Origin of the sequence: Paraburkholderia heleia NBRC 101817 (assembly GCF_000739775.1) — a bacterium.
Lineage (GTDB): Bacteria > Pseudomonadota > Gammaproteobacteria > Burkholderiales > Burkholderiaceae > Paraburkholderia > Paraburkholderia heleia.
On sequence record NZ_BBJH01000047.1, the window covers coordinates 18,421 to 34,787 of the forward strand.

General features: G+C 65.4%; 11 protein-coding genes. 1 reads left to right on the forward strand and 10 read right to left on the reverse strand.

Annotated elements, in window-relative coordinates; genetic code table 11:
• The first annotated feature begins 367 nt into the window (after positions 1–367).
• Positions 368–1,876 (forward strand): acetyl-CoA hydrolase/transferase family protein, encoded by a 1,509-nt coding sequence (locus tag BHE01S_RS30355; protein ID WP_042270572.1) that lies wholly within the window; start codon positions 368–370, stop codon positions 1,874–1,876.
• Positions 1,877–1,895: 19 nt separating this feature from the next.
• Here BHE01S_RS30355 and BHE01S_RS30360 read toward each other — a convergent pair whose 3' ends face one another.
• The 10 genes from BHE01S_RS30360 to potE form a co-directional block, all read right to left on the reverse strand.
• Positions 1,896–3,350 carry a TolC family protein gene (locus BHE01S_RS30360; RefSeq protein WP_174479542.1) on the reverse strand — a complete coding sequence of 485 codons (1,455 nt, stop codon included), beginning with the start codon at positions 3,348–3,350 and terminating at the stop codon, positions 1,896–1,898.
• 7 nt (positions 3,351–3,357) lie between these two features.
• A complete protein-coding gene (locus BHE01S_RS30365) occupies positions 3,358–4,485 on the reverse strand; it encodes an ABC transporter permease (RefSeq protein ID WP_042270576.1) in 1,128 nt (375 codons plus the stop codon).
• A gap of 3 nt (positions 4,486–4,488) precedes the next feature.
• Positions 4,489–7,287: a ribosome-associated ATPase/putative transporter RbbA gene (rbbA, locus tag BHE01S_RS30370; RefSeq protein WP_042270578.1), complete on the reverse strand. Its 2,799-nt coding sequence runs from the start codon at positions 7,285–7,287 to the stop codon at positions 4,489–4,491.
• Between the two features lie 3 nt (positions 7,288–7,290).
• Positions 7,291–8,271 carry an HlyD family secretion protein gene (locus BHE01S_RS30375; RefSeq protein WP_042270648.1) on the reverse strand — a complete coding sequence of 327 codons (981 nt, stop codon included), beginning with the start codon at positions 8,269–8,271 and terminating at the stop codon, positions 7,291–7,293.
• Between the two features lie 75 nt (positions 8,272–8,346).
• Positions 8,347–8,523: a hypothetical protein gene (locus tag BHE01S_RS38145; RefSeq protein ID WP_157025738.1), complete on the reverse strand. Its 177-nt coding sequence runs from the start codon at positions 8,521–8,523 to the stop codon at positions 8,347–8,349.
• Between the two features lie 14 nt (positions 8,524–8,537).
• A complete protein-coding gene (arcD, locus tag BHE01S_RS30380) occupies positions 8,538–10,016 on the reverse strand; it encodes an arginine-ornithine antiporter (protein WP_042270580.1) in 1,479 nt (492 codons plus the stop codon).
• A gap of 203 nt (positions 10,017–10,219) precedes the next feature.
• Positions 10,220–11,689, reverse strand: coding sequence for a hybrid sensor histidine kinase/response regulator (locus BHE01S_RS30385; protein ID WP_042270582.1), 1,470 nt, complete (start codon positions 11,687–11,689; stop codon positions 10,220–10,222).
• A complete protein-coding gene (locus BHE01S_RS30390; protein WP_042270584.1) occupies positions 11,686–12,138 on the reverse strand; it encodes a response regulator in 453 nt (150 codons plus the stop codon). Before BHE01S_RS30390 ends, BHE01S_RS30385 begins: the two co-directional genes overlap by 4 nt.
• A gap of 3 nt (positions 12,139–12,141) precedes the next feature.
• The gene (locus BHE01S_RS30395) at positions 12,142–13,794 is read right to left on the reverse strand and encodes a sensor histidine kinase (RefSeq protein WP_084069385.1); all 1,653 of its coding nucleotides are present in this window, start codon (positions 13,792–13,794) and stop codon (positions 12,142–12,144) included.
• A gap of 280 nt (positions 13,795–14,074) precedes the next feature.
• The gene (potE, locus tag BHE01S_RS30400; protein ID WP_042270585.1) at positions 14,075–16,321 is read right to left on the reverse strand and encodes a putrescine-ornithine antiporter; all 2,247 of its coding nucleotides are present in this window, start codon (positions 16,319–16,321) and stop codon (positions 14,075–14,077) included.
• Positions 16,322–16,367 lie beyond the last annotated feature (46 nt).

A 16,367-nucleotide genomic window follows, 5' to 3' on the forward strand; every position in this document is an offset into this window, starting at 1 on the left:
GAATACCGATTTTTTTTCAGCGCAGGATCTCGTGAGCGCAGCGTGTGCGTCACGGTCGCCGGAAATGACGCCGATCACGCGCTTTGCTCGTCAGCCCACCTTATTGGCCTGCTCCTTCGCAAGCAGGCGTTGAGCCTGTCTATTTTGAAGCGGGAAGCAGCTCGGCGCTGAACGCATTGCATATCCGGCGGGGAAAAGGCCGTAGATATTGGGCGCTCCCGGCAGGCGCAGCGTGTTGCCAGGCTGGGACAGCGGTTGTCATATCAAATGACTGCTTGCGGCGGCATGAGCGTGCGTGACGTCGTGGTCCGGCTGGTTGTGCAATGATAGCCAGAGGGACAGGGGTTCAGACTGGCAAGGAGCGGATATGGAATCGCGTATTCAGAACGCATCGTTTGCGGCGAAGCGGATGCCGGCCGGCGCGGCCGCTGCGCTGATTCAACCGGGAATGACGGTGGGCATGAGCGGGTTTACCGGCTCGGGCTATCCGAAGGCCGTGCCGCTGGAGCTTGCACGCCTGATCGAGGGCGCGCACGCGCGGGGCGAACGTTTTGCGATTCGCGTGCTCACGGGCGCATCGACGGCGCCGGAGCTCGACGGGGCGCTCGCCAAGGTGGGCGGAATCGACTTTCGTCTGCCCTATCAGAGCGATCCCGAACTGCGCGTCCGCATCAACCGGGGCGAGATCGAGTACATGGACATCCATCTCGGCCAGGTGGCCCAGTACGCGTGGTTCGGTTTTCTCGGCCCGATCGACCTGGCAGTGATCGAAGTCGCGGGCGTCCTGCCCGATGGGCGCCTGATTCCCTCGACTTCCGTGGGCAACAACAAGACATGGCTCGATCTGGCGAGCCGGGTGATCGTCGAAGTGAACTCGAATCAGCCTGCCGGACTCGACGGCATGCACGACATCTATTACGGCACGGCACTGCCGCCGGAGCGCAAGCCGATTCCGCTCGTCGCGCCCGGCGACCGTATCGGCGAGCCGTATCTGCGCGTCGATCCCGCGAAGGTGGTGGCCGTGGTCGAGACCCATGCGCCCGACCGTCTGGGCCGCTTCGCCGAGCCCGACGAGATCAGTGCGCGCATCGCCGGGCATCTCGTCGAATTCTTCCGGCACGAGATTTCAGTCGGAAGGCTGCGGCCCGAGTTGCTGCCGCTGCAATCGGGCGTGGGCAATATTGCCAACGCCGTGCTGGGCGGCCTGCGCGACGGCGGTTTCGAAAACCTCAGCGCGTTCACCGAAGTGATTCAGGACGGCATGCTGGACCTGATCCGCACCGACACGATGCGCGTGGCCTCGGCCACGGCGCTTTCGCTGAGCCCCGAGGGCGTCGACGAATTCCAGCGCAACATTGCCCACTATCGCAGCCGCATCGTGCTGCGTCCGCAGGAAATCTCGAACCATGCCGAACTGGTGCGGCGTCTGGGCTGCATCGCCATCAACGGCATGGTGGAGGCGGACATCTACGGCAACGTCAATTCCACGCACGTGGCGGGCACGTCGATCATCAACGGCATCGGCGGGTCGGGCGACTTTGCGCGCAACGGCTTCCTGTCGTGCTTCGTGACCCCGAGCATTGCGAAGAACGGCGCCATCTCATGCATCGTGCCCATGGCAAGCCACGTGGACCACACCGAGCACGACGTGACCGTGATCGTCACCGAGCAGGGGCTCGCGGACCTGCGCGGGCTCTCGCCCAAGCAGCGCGCGAGGGCCATCATCGCGCAATGCGCACATCCCGATTATCGTCCGCTGCTTGAAGACTATTTCGAGCGCGCCTGCCGCGAGAGCGTAGGCAAGCATACGCCGCATCTGCTCGACGAGGCGTTGTCGTGGCATTGGCGTTTTGTGGAGAGCGGGCGCATGCGCTGAGGCGGCGCGCCGCGCTCGCTCATGGGGCCGCGGCGGCGTCGACGGGGTGCGTATCGTCTGCTGACCAGCCGCCGCCTAATGCCAGGTAGAGCCGCACGGTTGCCAGCGCGGCGGCGGTATTGGCCTCGTCGAGGTCGTCTTCGCGCGAAATGGCGTCGATGCGCGCGTCGAGCACGTCTTGCAGCGTGCGCTGTCCGCCTTCGTAAAGCCGCTGGACCTGCCCGGCGTTGCGCATGCCAAGCTCGCGCGCGGCGTCGAGATGGGCGCGGCGCGCGTCGAGTCCGTAGCGTACGCCGTAGGCGCTGTCCACTTCCTCCAGCGTCTGGAGCAGTGTCTTGTCATGCAGCGCGAGCGCCGCCTGCAAGCGCGCGTCGTTGGCTGCCACGTTCGCGCGCAGGCGTCCCGCGTTGAAAATCGGCAGATCGGCGCCAATGCCGACGAGGCCGGCCGCACCGGAGAGTCCGGGCAGGCCGTTCAGGCGCACATGGCCATCGAGGCCGATGAACGTGAGATAAAAGCGCGGCAGCAAGTCCGCCTTCGCGCTGCCGAGCCGTGCCGCCGCCGCACGTACGAGCGCGGCGCTCGCGCGCACGTCGGGGCGGCGCTCCAGCACGCTCGACGGCAGTTCGCCCGAAGGCGGGGCGGGGATGCGCAGCGGGCCTGGCGCAGCGAGCCGTTCGGCCTCCTGCGCGGGCCTGCCGCTCAGCATGGCGAGCCGCCGCTCGCGCACTTCGATCTGGCTCACGAGCACGCCGCGCTGCGCTTCGCGTTGAGCGATGCGCTCGCTCACGCGATCGACGTCCGCGCGGGCTGCCTCGCCCGCGTCGAAGCGCGCTGCCGTGTAGCGTTCCAGCGCGCGCAAGGTATCGAGACTGCGATCGAGCACGGCGAGACGCCGCTGGAGTCCTTGCGCCTCCAGATAGTTTTGCGCGACTTCTCCTGCGATGGCGATGCGCGTGCCGCGCAGCTTTTCCTGTTCGGCGCTCGCAAGGGCTGAGGCGGCCTGCGCGTCGCTTGCGCGCGCGCCGAACACGTCGACTTCCCACACGGCCGTCACGCCGCCCGCATAGGCGTCGAGATCCGGCGAGTGGTCCGGCGCGATGGCAGGCTCGCGCAGATCGCCAAACGCGTGGGCTGCGCCCGCCTGCGCCGAGAGTGCCGGATAGCGGGCGGACTGTGCGATGGCCGCCAATGCACGCGCTTCCTGGACGCGTGCCTGTGCAATGCGCAGATCGGTGTTCGCGCGCAACGCCTGCTCGATCGTGTCGGTGAGCGCGGGGTCCTGCCACGCACGCCACCAATGGGCGAGATCCGGAGCGCTTTGCGGCGCGGCTACGGGGACTTCGGTGAAGGTCGCGGGCACGTCGCGCTGCGGTGGAATCGGCACTTCGACAAACGACGTGCATGCGGCAAGCGCAATCGGCATGAGCGAAATGAGGCGGGCGGCGCGCATCGGACGGCAAGCGTGTTTCATCGAAGGATCAGCCCTGTTGCGCGAGCATGGAGCGAAAGCGCGTCAACGCCAGCGCGAGAAAGAACGCGCCCGCGGCGCTCACGCCTGCGAGCTGCGGCCAGACAATCTCGAGACCCGCACCGCGAAACAGGATCGCCTGGGTGAGCGAGACGAATTGTGTGGTCGGCAGAAGATTCACGAATGGCTGCATTGCCTGCGGCATGCTCTGCACCGGCGTGGCCGCGCCCGAGAGCAGATAGGCGACCGCGTAGGTCGGCACCGCAAGCAGTCCGAACTGGGGCATGGCGGGCGCGAGCGTAGCGAGCCACATGCCCAGCGCCGTCACGGAAAAGAGGTAGAGCGCCGTGCTGAGGGCGAAGAGCGCGAGCGAGCCTTGCAGCGGCACGCCGAGCCACAGGTGCACGACGAGGGCGAGCGAAATGAGGGAAACGGCGAAGATCACGAAGCCGTTTGCCAGAATCTTGGCCGCGGCGATCTCGCTGGCGCGCACGGGCATGACGAGCAGATGCTCGATCGTGCCGTGCTCGCGCTCGCGAATCACGGCCGCGCCTACCAGGATGATCGAGAGCACCGTGATGTTGACGACGATCTGCATCGTCGAGCTGAACCAGTACGACTCCATGTTCGGATTGAACAGCACACGCACGACGGCGTTGGCCGGCGTGGACGTTTCAATGCCGCGCGCGTGCAGGAACGCGAGCGTTTCGCGAGTGAAGATCGCCTCCAGATACGCGGTGCCGAGCCCCGCCTGGGTCATGGCGGTCGCGTCCACGAGCACCTGGACGGCGGGCGCGCGTCCGGCCAGCACGTCGGCTTCGAAGCGCGGCGGAATCTCCACGGCGAAGATATAGGCGCCACGATCGAGGGCCGCATCTATCGCACCCCGGTCCACGTCGACGGGCGGCTTGAAGTACGGCGGCAGGATCGCGGCGCGCAACTGGCGCGCAAGGTCGGAATGGTCAGCATCGACGATGGCAACCGAGGCGTTGGACACCTCCGCCTTGATGCCCTTCGCAACGGAGTACACGGCAAGCGTGAAGGCGAACGCGATCAGCGCCATGAGCGTCGCGTCGCGCAGGAGGCTGAACAGCTCCTTGCGTGCGAGCCGCGCGACGTTCTTGAGCCATTGCTTCATTGTTCAGGTCTCCTGTTTTGGCAGCAGGCAGTAGGCGGCGAGCAGGTAGACGAGCGCGAAGCCGAGCAGCGCCCCGTACATCGGTGCGAAACTGCCGGCGCCGAGGCCCTTCGCAAAGCAGCCGAGGCTCACGAGCTGAAACCACGACGACGGAAACGCGAGACCCGCCCAGTAGCTGCTGCCCGTGAGCGTGGAGACGGGATAGAGCAGGCCGGAGAAGTTCACGGACGGAATCAGGCACAGGATCGCGGTGCCGAAGATCGCCGCTACCTGCGAGCGCACGAAGGTCGAGACGAGCAGCCCGAGCGCGGTTGTGGCGAACACGAAGAGCAGCGCTCCCAATGAGAGCGCGATGAGCGAGCCCTTGAGCGGTACGCGCAGGACGCTCACCGTGAGCAGCACGAGCACGGCGTAGCTCAGCATCGCGAGCGCGACATAGGGCAACTGCTTGCCGAGCAGATATTCGCCCGCGCTGGCCGGCGAAGCGTGCAGGTTCGTGATCGAGCCCATTTCCTTTTCGCGTACGACGCCCAGCGCGGTGAGCATGGCCGGGATCAGGATCAGCGCGAGCATGACAATGCCGGGCGTGATCGCATAGATGCTGCGAAACGACTCGTTGTAGACGAAGCGCGTTTCCACGCGCATGGGCAGCGGAGGTTGCGCGAGCGGCGCACGCGCCTGCCACGTCCGCATGAAGCCGAACAGTACGGCGTCCACGTAGGTCGCGATGGTTGCACCGGGGAACGGACTCGATCCGTCCACGTGGAACGAGATTTCGGGGCGGCGCTGAGCAAGCAGGTCGCGGCCGAAATCCGGGGGGATCTCGATCACGAGCTGCGCATCGGCGGCGCGCAGCAGGCGGGTTGCGTCGGGTTCGCTGTGCGCGGCGCCCACCGGCTCGAAGTAGCGGGAGCCCGCGAATTGCTCGACCAGCTCGCGGCTCGCGAGGCTCTGGTCGCGGTCCAGCACCGCGAAACGCACGTTCTCGACGTCGAACGAAACGCTCCACGCCGCCGCGAGCAGCAGCACGACCGGGCCGAGCAGTGCGAAGGCGAGGCGCAGGCGGTCGCGGGCGAGCTCGATGGATTCACGCCGCGCAAATGCCCAGACGCGCGCCAGCGCTACCGATGGCGACCACCGGTGCGTGGTGCGCGCCGCGTTGTCTGCCGCGCGCGCATCGTGTGGCTCGTGCTGCGCGGCAACAGGAGGCGCCGGGCGTGCCCCGGGCGGCGGCGCGTCCTGCGCCTGCGCTTCTTCGAGCCAGGCGATGAACGCTTCTTCGAGCGTCGCCGCATGGCGTGTCTCGCGCAATGCTTGCGGGCTGCCTATCGCGAGCACCCGCCCGCGATGCATCAGCGAGATGCGGTCGCAGCGTTCGGCTTCGTTCATGAAGTGCGTGGAGATGAACAGCGTGACCGCCTGCTCGCGCGAGAGCCGCGCGAGATGCCGCCAGAACATGTCGCGCGCGGCGGGATCGACGCCCGATGTCGGCTCGTCGAGGATCAGCACTTCCGGTCCGTGCAGGCAGGCCGCCGCAAGCTGCAGGCGCTGGCGGATGCCGAGCGGCAGGCTCGCGGGCCGCTCGTCGGCGCAGGCCTGCAGCTCGAAGCTCGCGAGCGCGGTGTGCACGGCGCGCCGCGCCGCTTCTCCTTCCATGCGATAGAGCCGCGCGTGCAGGTCGAGGTTCTGGCGCACGCTCAACTCTTCATAAAGCGAGAACGACTGCGACATGTAGCCGATCCTCATGCGCGTGCCCATATCGGACGCGTCGACGCGTTTGCCCAGCAGCATGGCCGAGCCTTCGCTCGCGTCGAGAAGGCCGGTTAGCATCTTCATCGTGGTTGTCTTGCCGCAGCCGTTCGAGCCGAGGAAGCCAAAAATTTCGCCGCGCTCGATGCGAAAGCTCACGTGGTCGACCGCGACGAACGCGCCGAAACGGCGCGTGAGGCCGTGGGCTTCGATCGCGGGCGCGCCGTCCGACCGGATCTGCGCTCCGATCGCGAAATGCTCTGCACGTCCACGCCGTTGCGGCGGCAGGAGCGAAATGTAGGCCGCTTCGAGACTGTGGGTGCCGGCGCGCTGCAGCACGGCGTCGGTGCGTTCGCTGACGAGCACGCGTCCATTGTCCATTGCCACCAGATGCGCGAAGCGCTGTGCCTCCTCCATATACGCGGTGGCGACCAGCACGGTCATCGCGCCGTGCGCGGCGCGCAGCTCGTCCACGAGGGTCCAGAACTGGCGGCGCGAGAGTGGATCGACGCCGGTGGTGGGTTCGTCGAGGATCAGCAGGTCGGGGTCGTGCACCAGTGCACAGCACAAACCGAGCTTCTGCTTCATGCCACCCGAGAGCTTGCCCGCAGGGCGTTCGCGGAAGGGCGCGAGTCCCGTCGCCTCCAGCAGCCGCGCCACGCGAGCAGCACGCTCGCGCGCCGGCAGGCCGAACAGGCGGCCGAAGAAGTCCACGTTTTCGCAGACCGAGAGCGAGGGATAGAGATTGCGCCCGAGCCCCTGCGGCATGTAGGCGATGCGCGGCAGCATGCGCTCGCGCGCGCTGCGCACGCGCAGATCAGCGCCGAAGACCGATATTTCGCCATCCTGAATGCGCTTCACACCTGAGATAAGGGCGAGCAGCGTGGACTTGCCGATTCCATCGGGGCCGATCAGCCCGATCGTCGTTCGCGATGGCAGCGCGAGCGAGACATTGTCGAGCGCGAGAGCCGCGCCGTAGCGGTGCGAGAGGCGTTCGATGCGGATCTCGTCCGCGCTCGCCCCGCGTGGCGTGCCGGTTTCCTGCGTGCGCATCGCTCAGGTTCCATGCGCGGCGAGCGCGGCCGGCCACGGTTTCGACGCATCGAGCCGCACATAGCCATCGCCGGTCATGCCGCCCTTCAGGCGCGCGGCGAAGCGGCGCGCCACCTCGGGCGGCAACTGCAGCTTCACGCGGTACATGAGCTTCGCGCGCTCGCCCTGCGTCTCGACATACTTCGGCGTGAACTGCGCGTCGCTCGCCACGTAGCCCACGCGCGCCGGGATTGGCTCGCCGGGAAAGGCGTCGAGGACGATGCGCGCCTGCGCGCCAATGGCGAGACGGCCCGCTTGCGGACCGGGCAGGAAGATCGTGAAGTAGATGTCTTCGGGATTCAGCATTGAAACGACGCGCCCGCCCGCGGGCAGCATGGTTCCGACTTCCACGACGCGGTACTCGACGCGTCCCGCGAGCGGCGCGCGGATGATCGTTTCGTCGATTACGGCTTGCAGGCGCGCGACCTGCGCGTCGGCTTCCGCGATGGCGGCGCTCGCCTCGCCTTGCGCCGCCCGGGCGGCGTCCAGCGCCGCTTGCGCGCCGTCGAGCGCGAGCTGGCGCCGCTCGCGCTCGACACCGGAGATCTGCCCGGAGGCGAAGAGGTTCGACGCCTGAGTCCATTCGAGCCGTGCGAGGCGCACCTGTGCGGTGCTCGCGTCGGCCTCGTCGCCGGCGCGCTGGCGGGTGGCGGCGGCACGTTCGCGAGCGGCTTTGGCCGCGTCGAGCTGGGCACGCAGCTCCGCGTCATCCTCGCGCGCCACGACGGCACCCGCCGCGAGCAGGTCGCCCTCATGCACCGGCAACGCGACGATGCGCCCGCCGTACTTCACGGCAACATCGACGCGCGTCATCTCTAGCCGCCCGTTCGCGTGGGCGATGTCTGCGGGCAATGCGCCTTCGCGGTTGTGCCGCCAGGCGACGCCCGCTGAGAGCAGAGCGGCGACGGCGAGCACCGCGCCGATCCACACGAGTTTTCTTTTCATTTTCAATCGGTCGTTCACTTCGTGATCTCCGGCGTGTTTCTGCATTACCCCGCCGGACGGGCGCGGAAAGCCGCGTTACGCTCGCAGGCGCGAGCGCGGCGGCGGTGCGGCAATCACCTGCGCAACGCTGATCACGTCGTCGCACGGTGGCGCCTCGCGGTTGGCGGGCGCGAGGCGTGCCTGGGCGAGCCCGGGGCGCGAGACGGGCACGCGGTGCAGCTTGCCTGCCTCGGAGTAGACGCCGAATCCCATGGCCGCGTCTGCGCTCAGAGGCCGAGTCGGCCGGTTGCGAGCAGCCATGCCGCGAGCCCGGCGAGCCCGACGATGGCGAGCAGCACGACGGCCTCGTACGGCTTGAACCAGCGAGCGTGCTGCTCGCGCCGCGCCCAGCCGTAGAGCAACACGCCCGGCGCATAGAGCAGGGCGCTTAGCAGCAGATACTTCGGGCCGGCCGCATACAGGAGCCAGACGCAGTAGACGGTGGCGAGCGCACCGATCAGCACGTCGCGGCGGCGACCCGCGTCGCCGGGCGCATAGCCGTCGCCCGAAATCGCGATGCTGGCGGCATACACGGCGGAGAAGAGGTAAGGAATGAGGATCATCGAGGTCGCGAGCGAGATCAGCGCCTGGTATGTGGCGTTCGAGACCAGCGTGACAATCAGGAAGAGCTGGACGAGACCGTTGGTGACCCACAGCGCATTGGCGGGCACGCCGTGCGTGTTCTCGCGCGCGAGCCATGCCGGCATGACCATATCCTGCGCGGGCGTGAAGAGCGTCTCGGCGGCGAGCAGGGTCCAGGCGAGCAGCGCGCCGCCCACCGAGACGAGCAGGCCGATGCTGATCAGAATGGTTCCCCAGCGGCCGACCACGTGTTCGAGCACCCCGGCCATCGACGGATTCTTCATGCCCGCCAGTTCGGCTTGCGTCACGATGCCGAACGAGAGCAGCGAAACCGCCATCAGCAGCAACAACACGACGACGAAACCCGTGATGGTGGCGCGGCCGATATCCTCGCGCTGCTGGGCGCGCGCCGAGTAGACGCTGGCGCCCTCGATGCCGATGAACACCCAGACCGTGATGAGCATTGTGCTCTTCACCTGGTCGAGCACGCTCGGCAGTTTGGCGTTGCCCCAGAAGTCGGCGCTGAAGCGGCCGGTGTGAAACGCGGCGGCGGCGATCGCGATGAAGATGACGAGCGGGACGATCTTGGCGATGGTGGTGACGGCGTTCAGCATCGCCGCCCCGCGTACGCCGCGCAGGATGACAGCGTGCATGAGCCACAGCACGATGGAGGCGCCGACGATTGCGGCGCGCGTGTTGCCGTCGCCGAATGCCGGGAAGAAGTAGCCCAGCGTGCCGAACACGATCACGAGATAGCCGACGTTGCCGATCCACGCGCTGACCCAGTAGCCCCACGCGGAGTTGAAGCCGACGAACTCGCCGGCGCTGGCCCGCGCATACGCATAGATGCCGTTGTCGAGTTCGGGTTTGCGCAACGCCAGCGTCTGATAGACGAGCGCCAGCATCAGCATGCCAATGCCGGTAACCAGCCAGCCGAGCACGATGGCGCCCGCCCCAGCGCCCGAGGCCATGTTTTGCGGCAGCGAGAAAATGCCGCTGCCGATCATCGAGCCGATGACCAGTGCGCTCAGCAGCCCAAACCGGAGTTTGCGCGGCGCGGCCGAAAGCTGTGGTTCGGCTTTGGCCTGCTGCGCGTCGTGGAAATGCCCTGCGGGTTGACTCATGACAAGCTCCTCGTAACGGAACGCCGGTCTATTACGTCACGGAATCGCCGCGTCAAATTGATCTGGATCATCGACTTCAAGGAGCAGGCGAATCGGATCTCGCGGCCGCAAGCGGTGTGCGCCGACCGCCGCGCGATTGGCGTGCGTCAAGCGGATGGCCACGGCGGCGACCCCGATGCATTGACGTTCCCGCGGCGCGCCGTTCATCCCATAGACGAGCCCCCCGCAACCGGCAATGAAACGGATAACGTAAATCCCTGTCCAGGTGCCGTCTGTATCCACAGCTCACCGCCGAGCGCCGCGGCACGTTCACGCATGCCCAGCAGGCCGAACGAATTGCGCGCAGGACGCCTGTCGCTCGGGCAGCCTCGACCGTTGTCGGCAACGGTTACGATACAGTTCGGTCCTTGCCGCACAATATTGAGCATCACCTCGGTCGCGCCCGAATGACGGGCGACGTTGGTCATGGCTTCCTGGACAACGCGGAACACGACAGTCGCGATTTCGGGGGTGAAGTCGATGTCGTCTGCATCGATCTGCCGGATCACGCGCACTCCATATCGCGCCGAAAACTGGTCGCTGAACCATTCGACTGCGGGGATCAAGCCGAGATCGTCCAGCATGGCGGGACGCAGATCCGCAGCAATTCGCCTCACGGACACAACGAGCTGATCGATCAACGTGTAGATGGTGTGCAGATCTGCGCCGGCCAGTGCCGTCATGGAGGCTTCGGCGCGGTTGTCGATGCGGGAGACTTCCAGCTTCAACGCAGCCAGCTGCTGGCCCAGATCGTCGTGCAGTTCGCGCGCGATACGCGTCTTTTCCTCTTCGCGCACATGCTGGATATTCGCCGAGAGCTGCTGCAGGTCTTCGCGCGACTCCCGCAGCGCTTCATCTGCGCGTTTGCGGTCCGTTATGTCCATGATCCAGCCGACCATCCGGTAGGGCCGGCCGGCGCGGTCCCACAACGCCTGGCCGCGTGAGTGGATCCACCGGTACTCACCGGAACGCATGCGTATCCGATATTCGACGTCATAGGCGCACTTGTGCTCGAGGTGCCCCGCGAGGCTGGCCTTGACCCGATCGACGTCGTCCGGATGAACGACGTCGAGCAGGACCTGGGTTCGACCCGGCAACTCGTCGCCGCCATAACCGGCGATTTCCCTGAAGTGTGGCGAGAGATAGATTGCGTCGGTGTTCGGATTCCAGTCCCACAAGCCCGCGGTTGCGCCGCTTATGGCCAACTGAAAGCGTTCTTCGCTTTCCCTGAGCGCCATGGCTGCGCGATGCCGTTCGAGCGCGTACCGGATGACCCGGCTCAAGTCCGACGGACGTATCTCGCGCTTCGAGAGGTAATCCTGCGCGCCGTTCTGGATCGCCTGCACGCCGACCGACATATCTTCGAGGCCCGTGAGAACCAGCACCGGCAGGTCGGGTGCCTGCCGATGCAAAGTTCTGTATGTGTCGAGACCTTGCGCGTCCGGTAATCCCAGGTCGAGCAGCGCCACGTCGAAATGCGCGGTCGCAAGGCGTGCCAGCGCGCCTGACAGGGACTCGGCTCGAACCAGGCTGTGCCGGAAATCCCGCACATCGCTGAGCGCCTCGCCGATCAGCAGCGCGTCGCTCGGGCTGTCCTCAACGAGGAGGATCTGAAATTCCGGCAGCCTGATCATGATTTGACAGCGGGGAGCGTGACGACACCAAACCAGAAGTCCTTGATTGTGCGCACGACGTCGACGAACTTCGCGAAATCGACCGGTTTGGCGATGTAGCAGTTTGCATGGAGGCCGTACGTTCTCGCTACATCCTCCTCCGACCTGGACGTGGTTAGCACGACTACCGGAATGTGCATGAGATCCGGATCGGTCTTCAGCTCCTGGAGCACCTCCCGACCGCTCTTTCTCGGCAGGTTGAGATCGAGGATGATCAGGCCGGGTCGAGGCGCTGCGCGATGTTTGCCCTCGCGCCGCAGGAATTCCATGGCGACCACGCCGTCCTCCACCACATGCAGCGGATTCGCGACCTTGTAATAGTCAAGTGCCTCGCGCGTCATCATGACGTCCGTGGGACTGTCCTCGACGAGGAGGATGTGAATCAGGTCGTCGGCTGGATCGGATAGCATGGGCTACTCCTGCGATTCGGGCCGGGACGGAAGCGCATCGCCCGTCCCTGCATTCAGCGTGAAAAAGAAGGCTGTCCCGCTACCTGGAACAGACTCGATCCAGATCCTCCCCCCGTGCTGCTCGACAATCCGCTTGCAGAGTGCCAGTCCTATTCCGGTACCTGGATACTCGGCGCGCGTATGAAGGCGCTGGAAGATCAGGAAAATCCGCGCGAAATACTGGGGGTCGATACCGATCCCGTTGTCCCTCACCGAGATCACCCAGTCCTTGCCGTCGCGCTCGGCTTTGACATCGATCTGCGCGGGGACGTCGCGACGACGGAACTTGAGGGCATTTCCCACCAGGTTCTGAAAAAGCAGGGCAACCTGTGTTGGATTGGCGATCACAGTCGGCAACTCTCCGCGATTGATCGTCGCGCCAGCCTCCAGCAGGCCGACGCTCAGGCTTTTTAGCGCCTGGTCGAGTGCCCTTCCGCACTCGGTCAGTTGATGTGCGGCTCCCGACCGGCCCACCCGCGAATAGGCGAGCAGGTCGTCGATGAGAGTCTGCATGCGCGTCGCGCCGTCCACTGCGTGTCCGATGAATTCGTCCGCACGCGCATCCAGCTGACCCTGATACCTGCGCTGCAGCAATTGCAGAGGGCCGGCAACGGCGCGCAACGGTTCCTGAAGATCATGGGAGGCGACGTAAGCAAACTGTTCGAGATCCTGATTGGAGCGGGCGAGCTCTTCCGTCCGTCTCAGCAGTTCCTGCTCAGCACGCTTGCGTTCCGTGATATCCACGATCGCAGCGAGCACAAAGACTTCGTCCGAGGTCTGGACCGGGTTCAGTCCAATTTCGACCGGGAATTCCGAGCCGTCCCGCCGCAGCCCGTAGAGGTCGCGCCCGGTGCCCATCGGCCGCGGCTTCAGGTCACCGAAAAACGCGGCGCGATACTCGTGATGCCCGGCACGGAAGCGCTCCGGTACGAGCGTTTCAATGGGCTTGCCGCAGAGGTCCTCGCGCGTATAACCGAACAATTTCTCGGTCTGCGCATTGACGAGGGCGATCCGGCCCTCACGATCCACCATCACCATCGCATTGGGTGCGGCTTCCACCACTTGTCGGAAGCGCTCCTCGAGCCGTCTGCGCTCGGTAATGTCGACAACGGCTGCCAGAACGAATATCTCGTTGTCGGTCGTGACCGGGTTGAGTCCGATCTCGACCGGAAACTCGGAGCCGTCCTTGCGCCGGGCAAAGAGATCGCGACCGACGCCCATCGGGCGACTGCGCAGGTCGCCATAAAACATATGACGATAACCCGGATGTGCAGCGCGCAAGCGCTCCGGTACGAGCATATCGACGCAATGCCCGAGCAGCTCGTCGCGCGAGTAGCCGAAGAGCTTTTCCGTCTGTGCATTTACCAGGATGATCTGGCCGTCGCGGTCGGCCATCACCATGGCGTTGGGCGCCGCCTCCACCACCTGCCGAAAGAGCTCGTGGGTCAGGCCGCTGAGTGGCTTGTTCTGTTCCAATTCGCTCTCCGTGTTCGTTTCGAACTGACTGTCGGAACACAACCGGGACTTCACTGCTCGGCGCAAAGTTGCCTGGCCATGGGCTGATTCATCGGCCGCGCGCGTTGTCTGCAGAACGGGTGGCGGCTTGAACCGCGACATTGCGGTTGACCCCGCATCATTGTATAGCGGCGAGCGATACCGCGATCCAGGGGAGCAACAGACGCCGCGCTCGCGGCCGGCCGACAGGCGAGCAGGGCTAACCAACGCCACGAATGGCCCGTCAACGTGGCCTCATGTGGCGGCGGCTATGAGCCTGTCTGATCGTCAATATCGTGAGGTGAGACGGATATGGCTTCCACGGGGCGTTCACGTGGCACCGGGCCAGCCGCAAACAGGGATGATGGGCAATCGCGAGGGCCGTCCGCGTCACGCAGGTTGTTCACTCCGGCAGCGTTGCCCAGCGAAAGAACGCGCGTGAATCCGCATCGAGTTTTCCGAACCACCTTTCGTACACTGCAGCGAACTCCGGCGACCCATACAGGCGGCTGAGCGTGCGGTCTACCAGCAGACGCAGGTCGTCATCTCCGCGCGTCATGCCGATTGCCACCGATACGCTCGTGAAGTGTCGGTCGAGAACGACGAGGTCGTTTGCCGCGGGGCTGTCGTGCGCCGCCGCAATGAGAAGCGCGCGGTCCGCGAAGAAGACGCTCGACTGGCGGTCCGTGACCTTCTGGAAACCGGCCTGGATTGAAGTGACGGGAATAATCGTCGCCGAGATTGCGAACTTGTCGAGCTTGTCGCCAAGCCAGCGCTGTGCAGGCGAGTCCGCGACGACCGACACTGTTTGCCGGGAGAGGAGTTTGGCAGGCGAGGCGCGCCAGATCGGATGAGACAGGCGCTCGCCCGAAAGAATCTCGCGCAGCCCGGAAGGCGCATCGGTGCGCAAAAGGGCGCCTATACCGCCTGGATAGACTGGGATGGAAAACGACATGCCTTGTCGGTTCGTAAGCGTATCGAGCACCCCGCACACGAGATCGACCCGCTTTTCACGCAACGCACGCGTGTCGTCGCCGTGCGGGAGCGGAACCCACTGGATCCTGAGTGTGGCGAGGCCCGTCTCGCTGCGGATCTGTTCCGCGATCTTCTGGCACAACGCCACTGTGTAGCCCGTCACCTGACCACTGGCGTCCCTGTACGCATACGGACGCGCATCGCTGAGATAGCCCATGCGGATCGTGCCCGACTGCCCGATTCGCAGGAGCGTCGCGCTCGTCGTTGGCTCCCCGGCGTGCACCGGATGCGGCATGAACGCCGAAAGCGCGAGTATGCCGATGGTCATCGCCGCAGCAGCGGAACCCGCAGCCGTGCGCGGCGCGGAGGCCGGCGAGCCGGTGCGATTGACCGCGAAGCCATAGATCGCGTAGCCGATCGCCATGACCAGCATTCCCCCCATCACGGCATCCTTGCCCGAAGCGTAGATGGCATAGACCGAGTACGCCAGGGCCACCACCGCGACCGACGCGTTGAGCCGGTACTTCGCTGCCTGCGTGGCGGCGTTGCGCATCATCACGAACAGAGCCGATAGCGAAATGACATACGGAATCACATTGGTGACGACGGCAAGGTTGACGAGTGCAGCGAATTGTTCGCTCAGATTGGGGGAAATCGTGGACAAGGCCATCATTGACTGCACGATTCCCATGATCACCATGCCCGCAACCGGCGCGCCCAAGCGATTTGCCTTACCGAAAACAGCGGGGAACATCTGGCTATCGGAAGCGTCTTTGGCCGTTTGCGCGAGCGTGAATTGCCAGCCCAGCAGGGAGCCGACGCACGCCATGGCCGCCAGGGCCATGACGACGGAACCAACGGCAGGGTTGAACATTCTGGCAAAGGCGAGGCCGAACGGTCCCGTCGATTGGGCGAGTTCCGCATTCGGCACGATGCCCTGGATCACGGCCGTGGAGAGAATGTAGATAACCGCCGCGCCGAGGGTGCCGAACATGCAGGCCAACGGCACATCGCGCCTGGGGTTCTCGACGGCCGACGAGTTCTGAACTGCCGATTCCATGCCGAGGAACGCCCAAAGCGTAAGCGAAATGCTCGAACCCATGCCCTCCACGAGGCGTAGCCCTTTCGGGTTCCATGCTGCGGCGAAAGTTGCGCCTTGAAACCACAGCCACCCTGCAACCGAGATGAAGCCTACGGGCAGGATCACACCCCAAACCGTGACCGCGCCGATGCGGCCCGTTATTTTGGGGCCGCCGAAATTGGCCAGCGTGGTCAGCCACAGAAGACCGATCACGCCAAGACAGGTCGCGAGCGGGGACGAGGTCAGCAAGGGGAAAAATGCGGCGAGATAGCCGAGCGCAGAACTCGCGACCGCTACATTCGCAATGGCGATAGACAGGAAGTAGAGAAAGAAGACCTGAAAATAGCCGTCCTTGCCGTAAGCCTCCTCCGCGTAGGCGGCCATGCCGCCGGCACGCTGATTCAACAGTCCGGCTTCGGCAAAGCCCCAGGCAATGGCGAGCGATCCGACTGCCGTAACGAGCCACGACAGCAACGAGATCGCACCGACCTGCGCCATGTTGGCCGGCAGCATGATGATGCCCGATCCCATCATGTTCACGGTGACGATGAACGTCAGTTGCACGACATTCATCTTTTTGGGTTGATCGGTCATGGTAATCCTCCTGCCCGTATCGCTGTGCGAGCGCCCGGCAAGTCGC

Bases quoted from the DNA above. Each gene is read 5' to 3' on its own strand.
- potE (WP_042270585.1), bottom strand. From the start codon at position 16,321: ATGACCGATCAACCCAAAAAGATGAATGTCGTGCAACTGACGTTCATC.
- BHE01S_RS30385 (WP_042270582.1), bottom strand. From the start codon at position 11,689: ATGATCAGGCTGCCGGAATTTCAGATCCTCCTCGTTGAGGACAGCCCG.
- BHE01S_RS30365 (WP_042270576.1), bottom strand. From the start codon at position 4,485: ATGAAGCAATGGCTCAAGAACGTCGCGCGGCTCGCACGCAAGGAGCTG.
- BHE01S_RS30390 (WP_042270584.1), bottom strand. From the start codon at position 12,138: ATGCTATCCGATCCAGCCGACGACCTGATTCACATCCTCCTCGTCGAG.
- arcD (WP_042270580.1), bottom strand. From the start codon at position 10,016: ATGAGTCAACCCGCAGGGCATTTCCACGACGCGCAGCAGGCCAAAGCC.
- rbbA (WP_042270578.1), bottom strand. From the start codon at position 7,287: ATGCGCACGCAGGAAACCGGCACGCCACGCGGGGCGAGCGCGGACGAG.
- BHE01S_RS30375 (WP_042270648.1), bottom strand. From the start codon at position 8,271: ATGAAAAGAAAACTCGTGTGGATCGGCGCGGTGCTCGCCGTCGCCGCT.
- BHE01S_RS30355 (WP_042270572.1), top strand. From the start codon at position 368: ATGGAATCGCGTATTCAGAACGCATCGTTTGCGGCGAAGCGGATGCCG.
- BHE01S_RS38145 (WP_157025738.1), bottom strand. From the start codon at position 8,523: ATGGGATTCGGCGTCTACTCCGAGGCAGGCAAGCTGCACCGCGTGCCC.
- BHE01S_RS30360 (WP_174479542.1), bottom strand. From the start codon at position 3,350: ATGAAACACGCTTGCCGTCCGATGCGCGCCGCCCGCCTCATTTCGCTC.
- BHE01S_RS30395 (WP_084069385.1), bottom strand. From the start codon at position 13,794: ATGTCGCGGTTCAAGCCGCCACCCGTTCTGCAGACAACGCGCGCGGCC.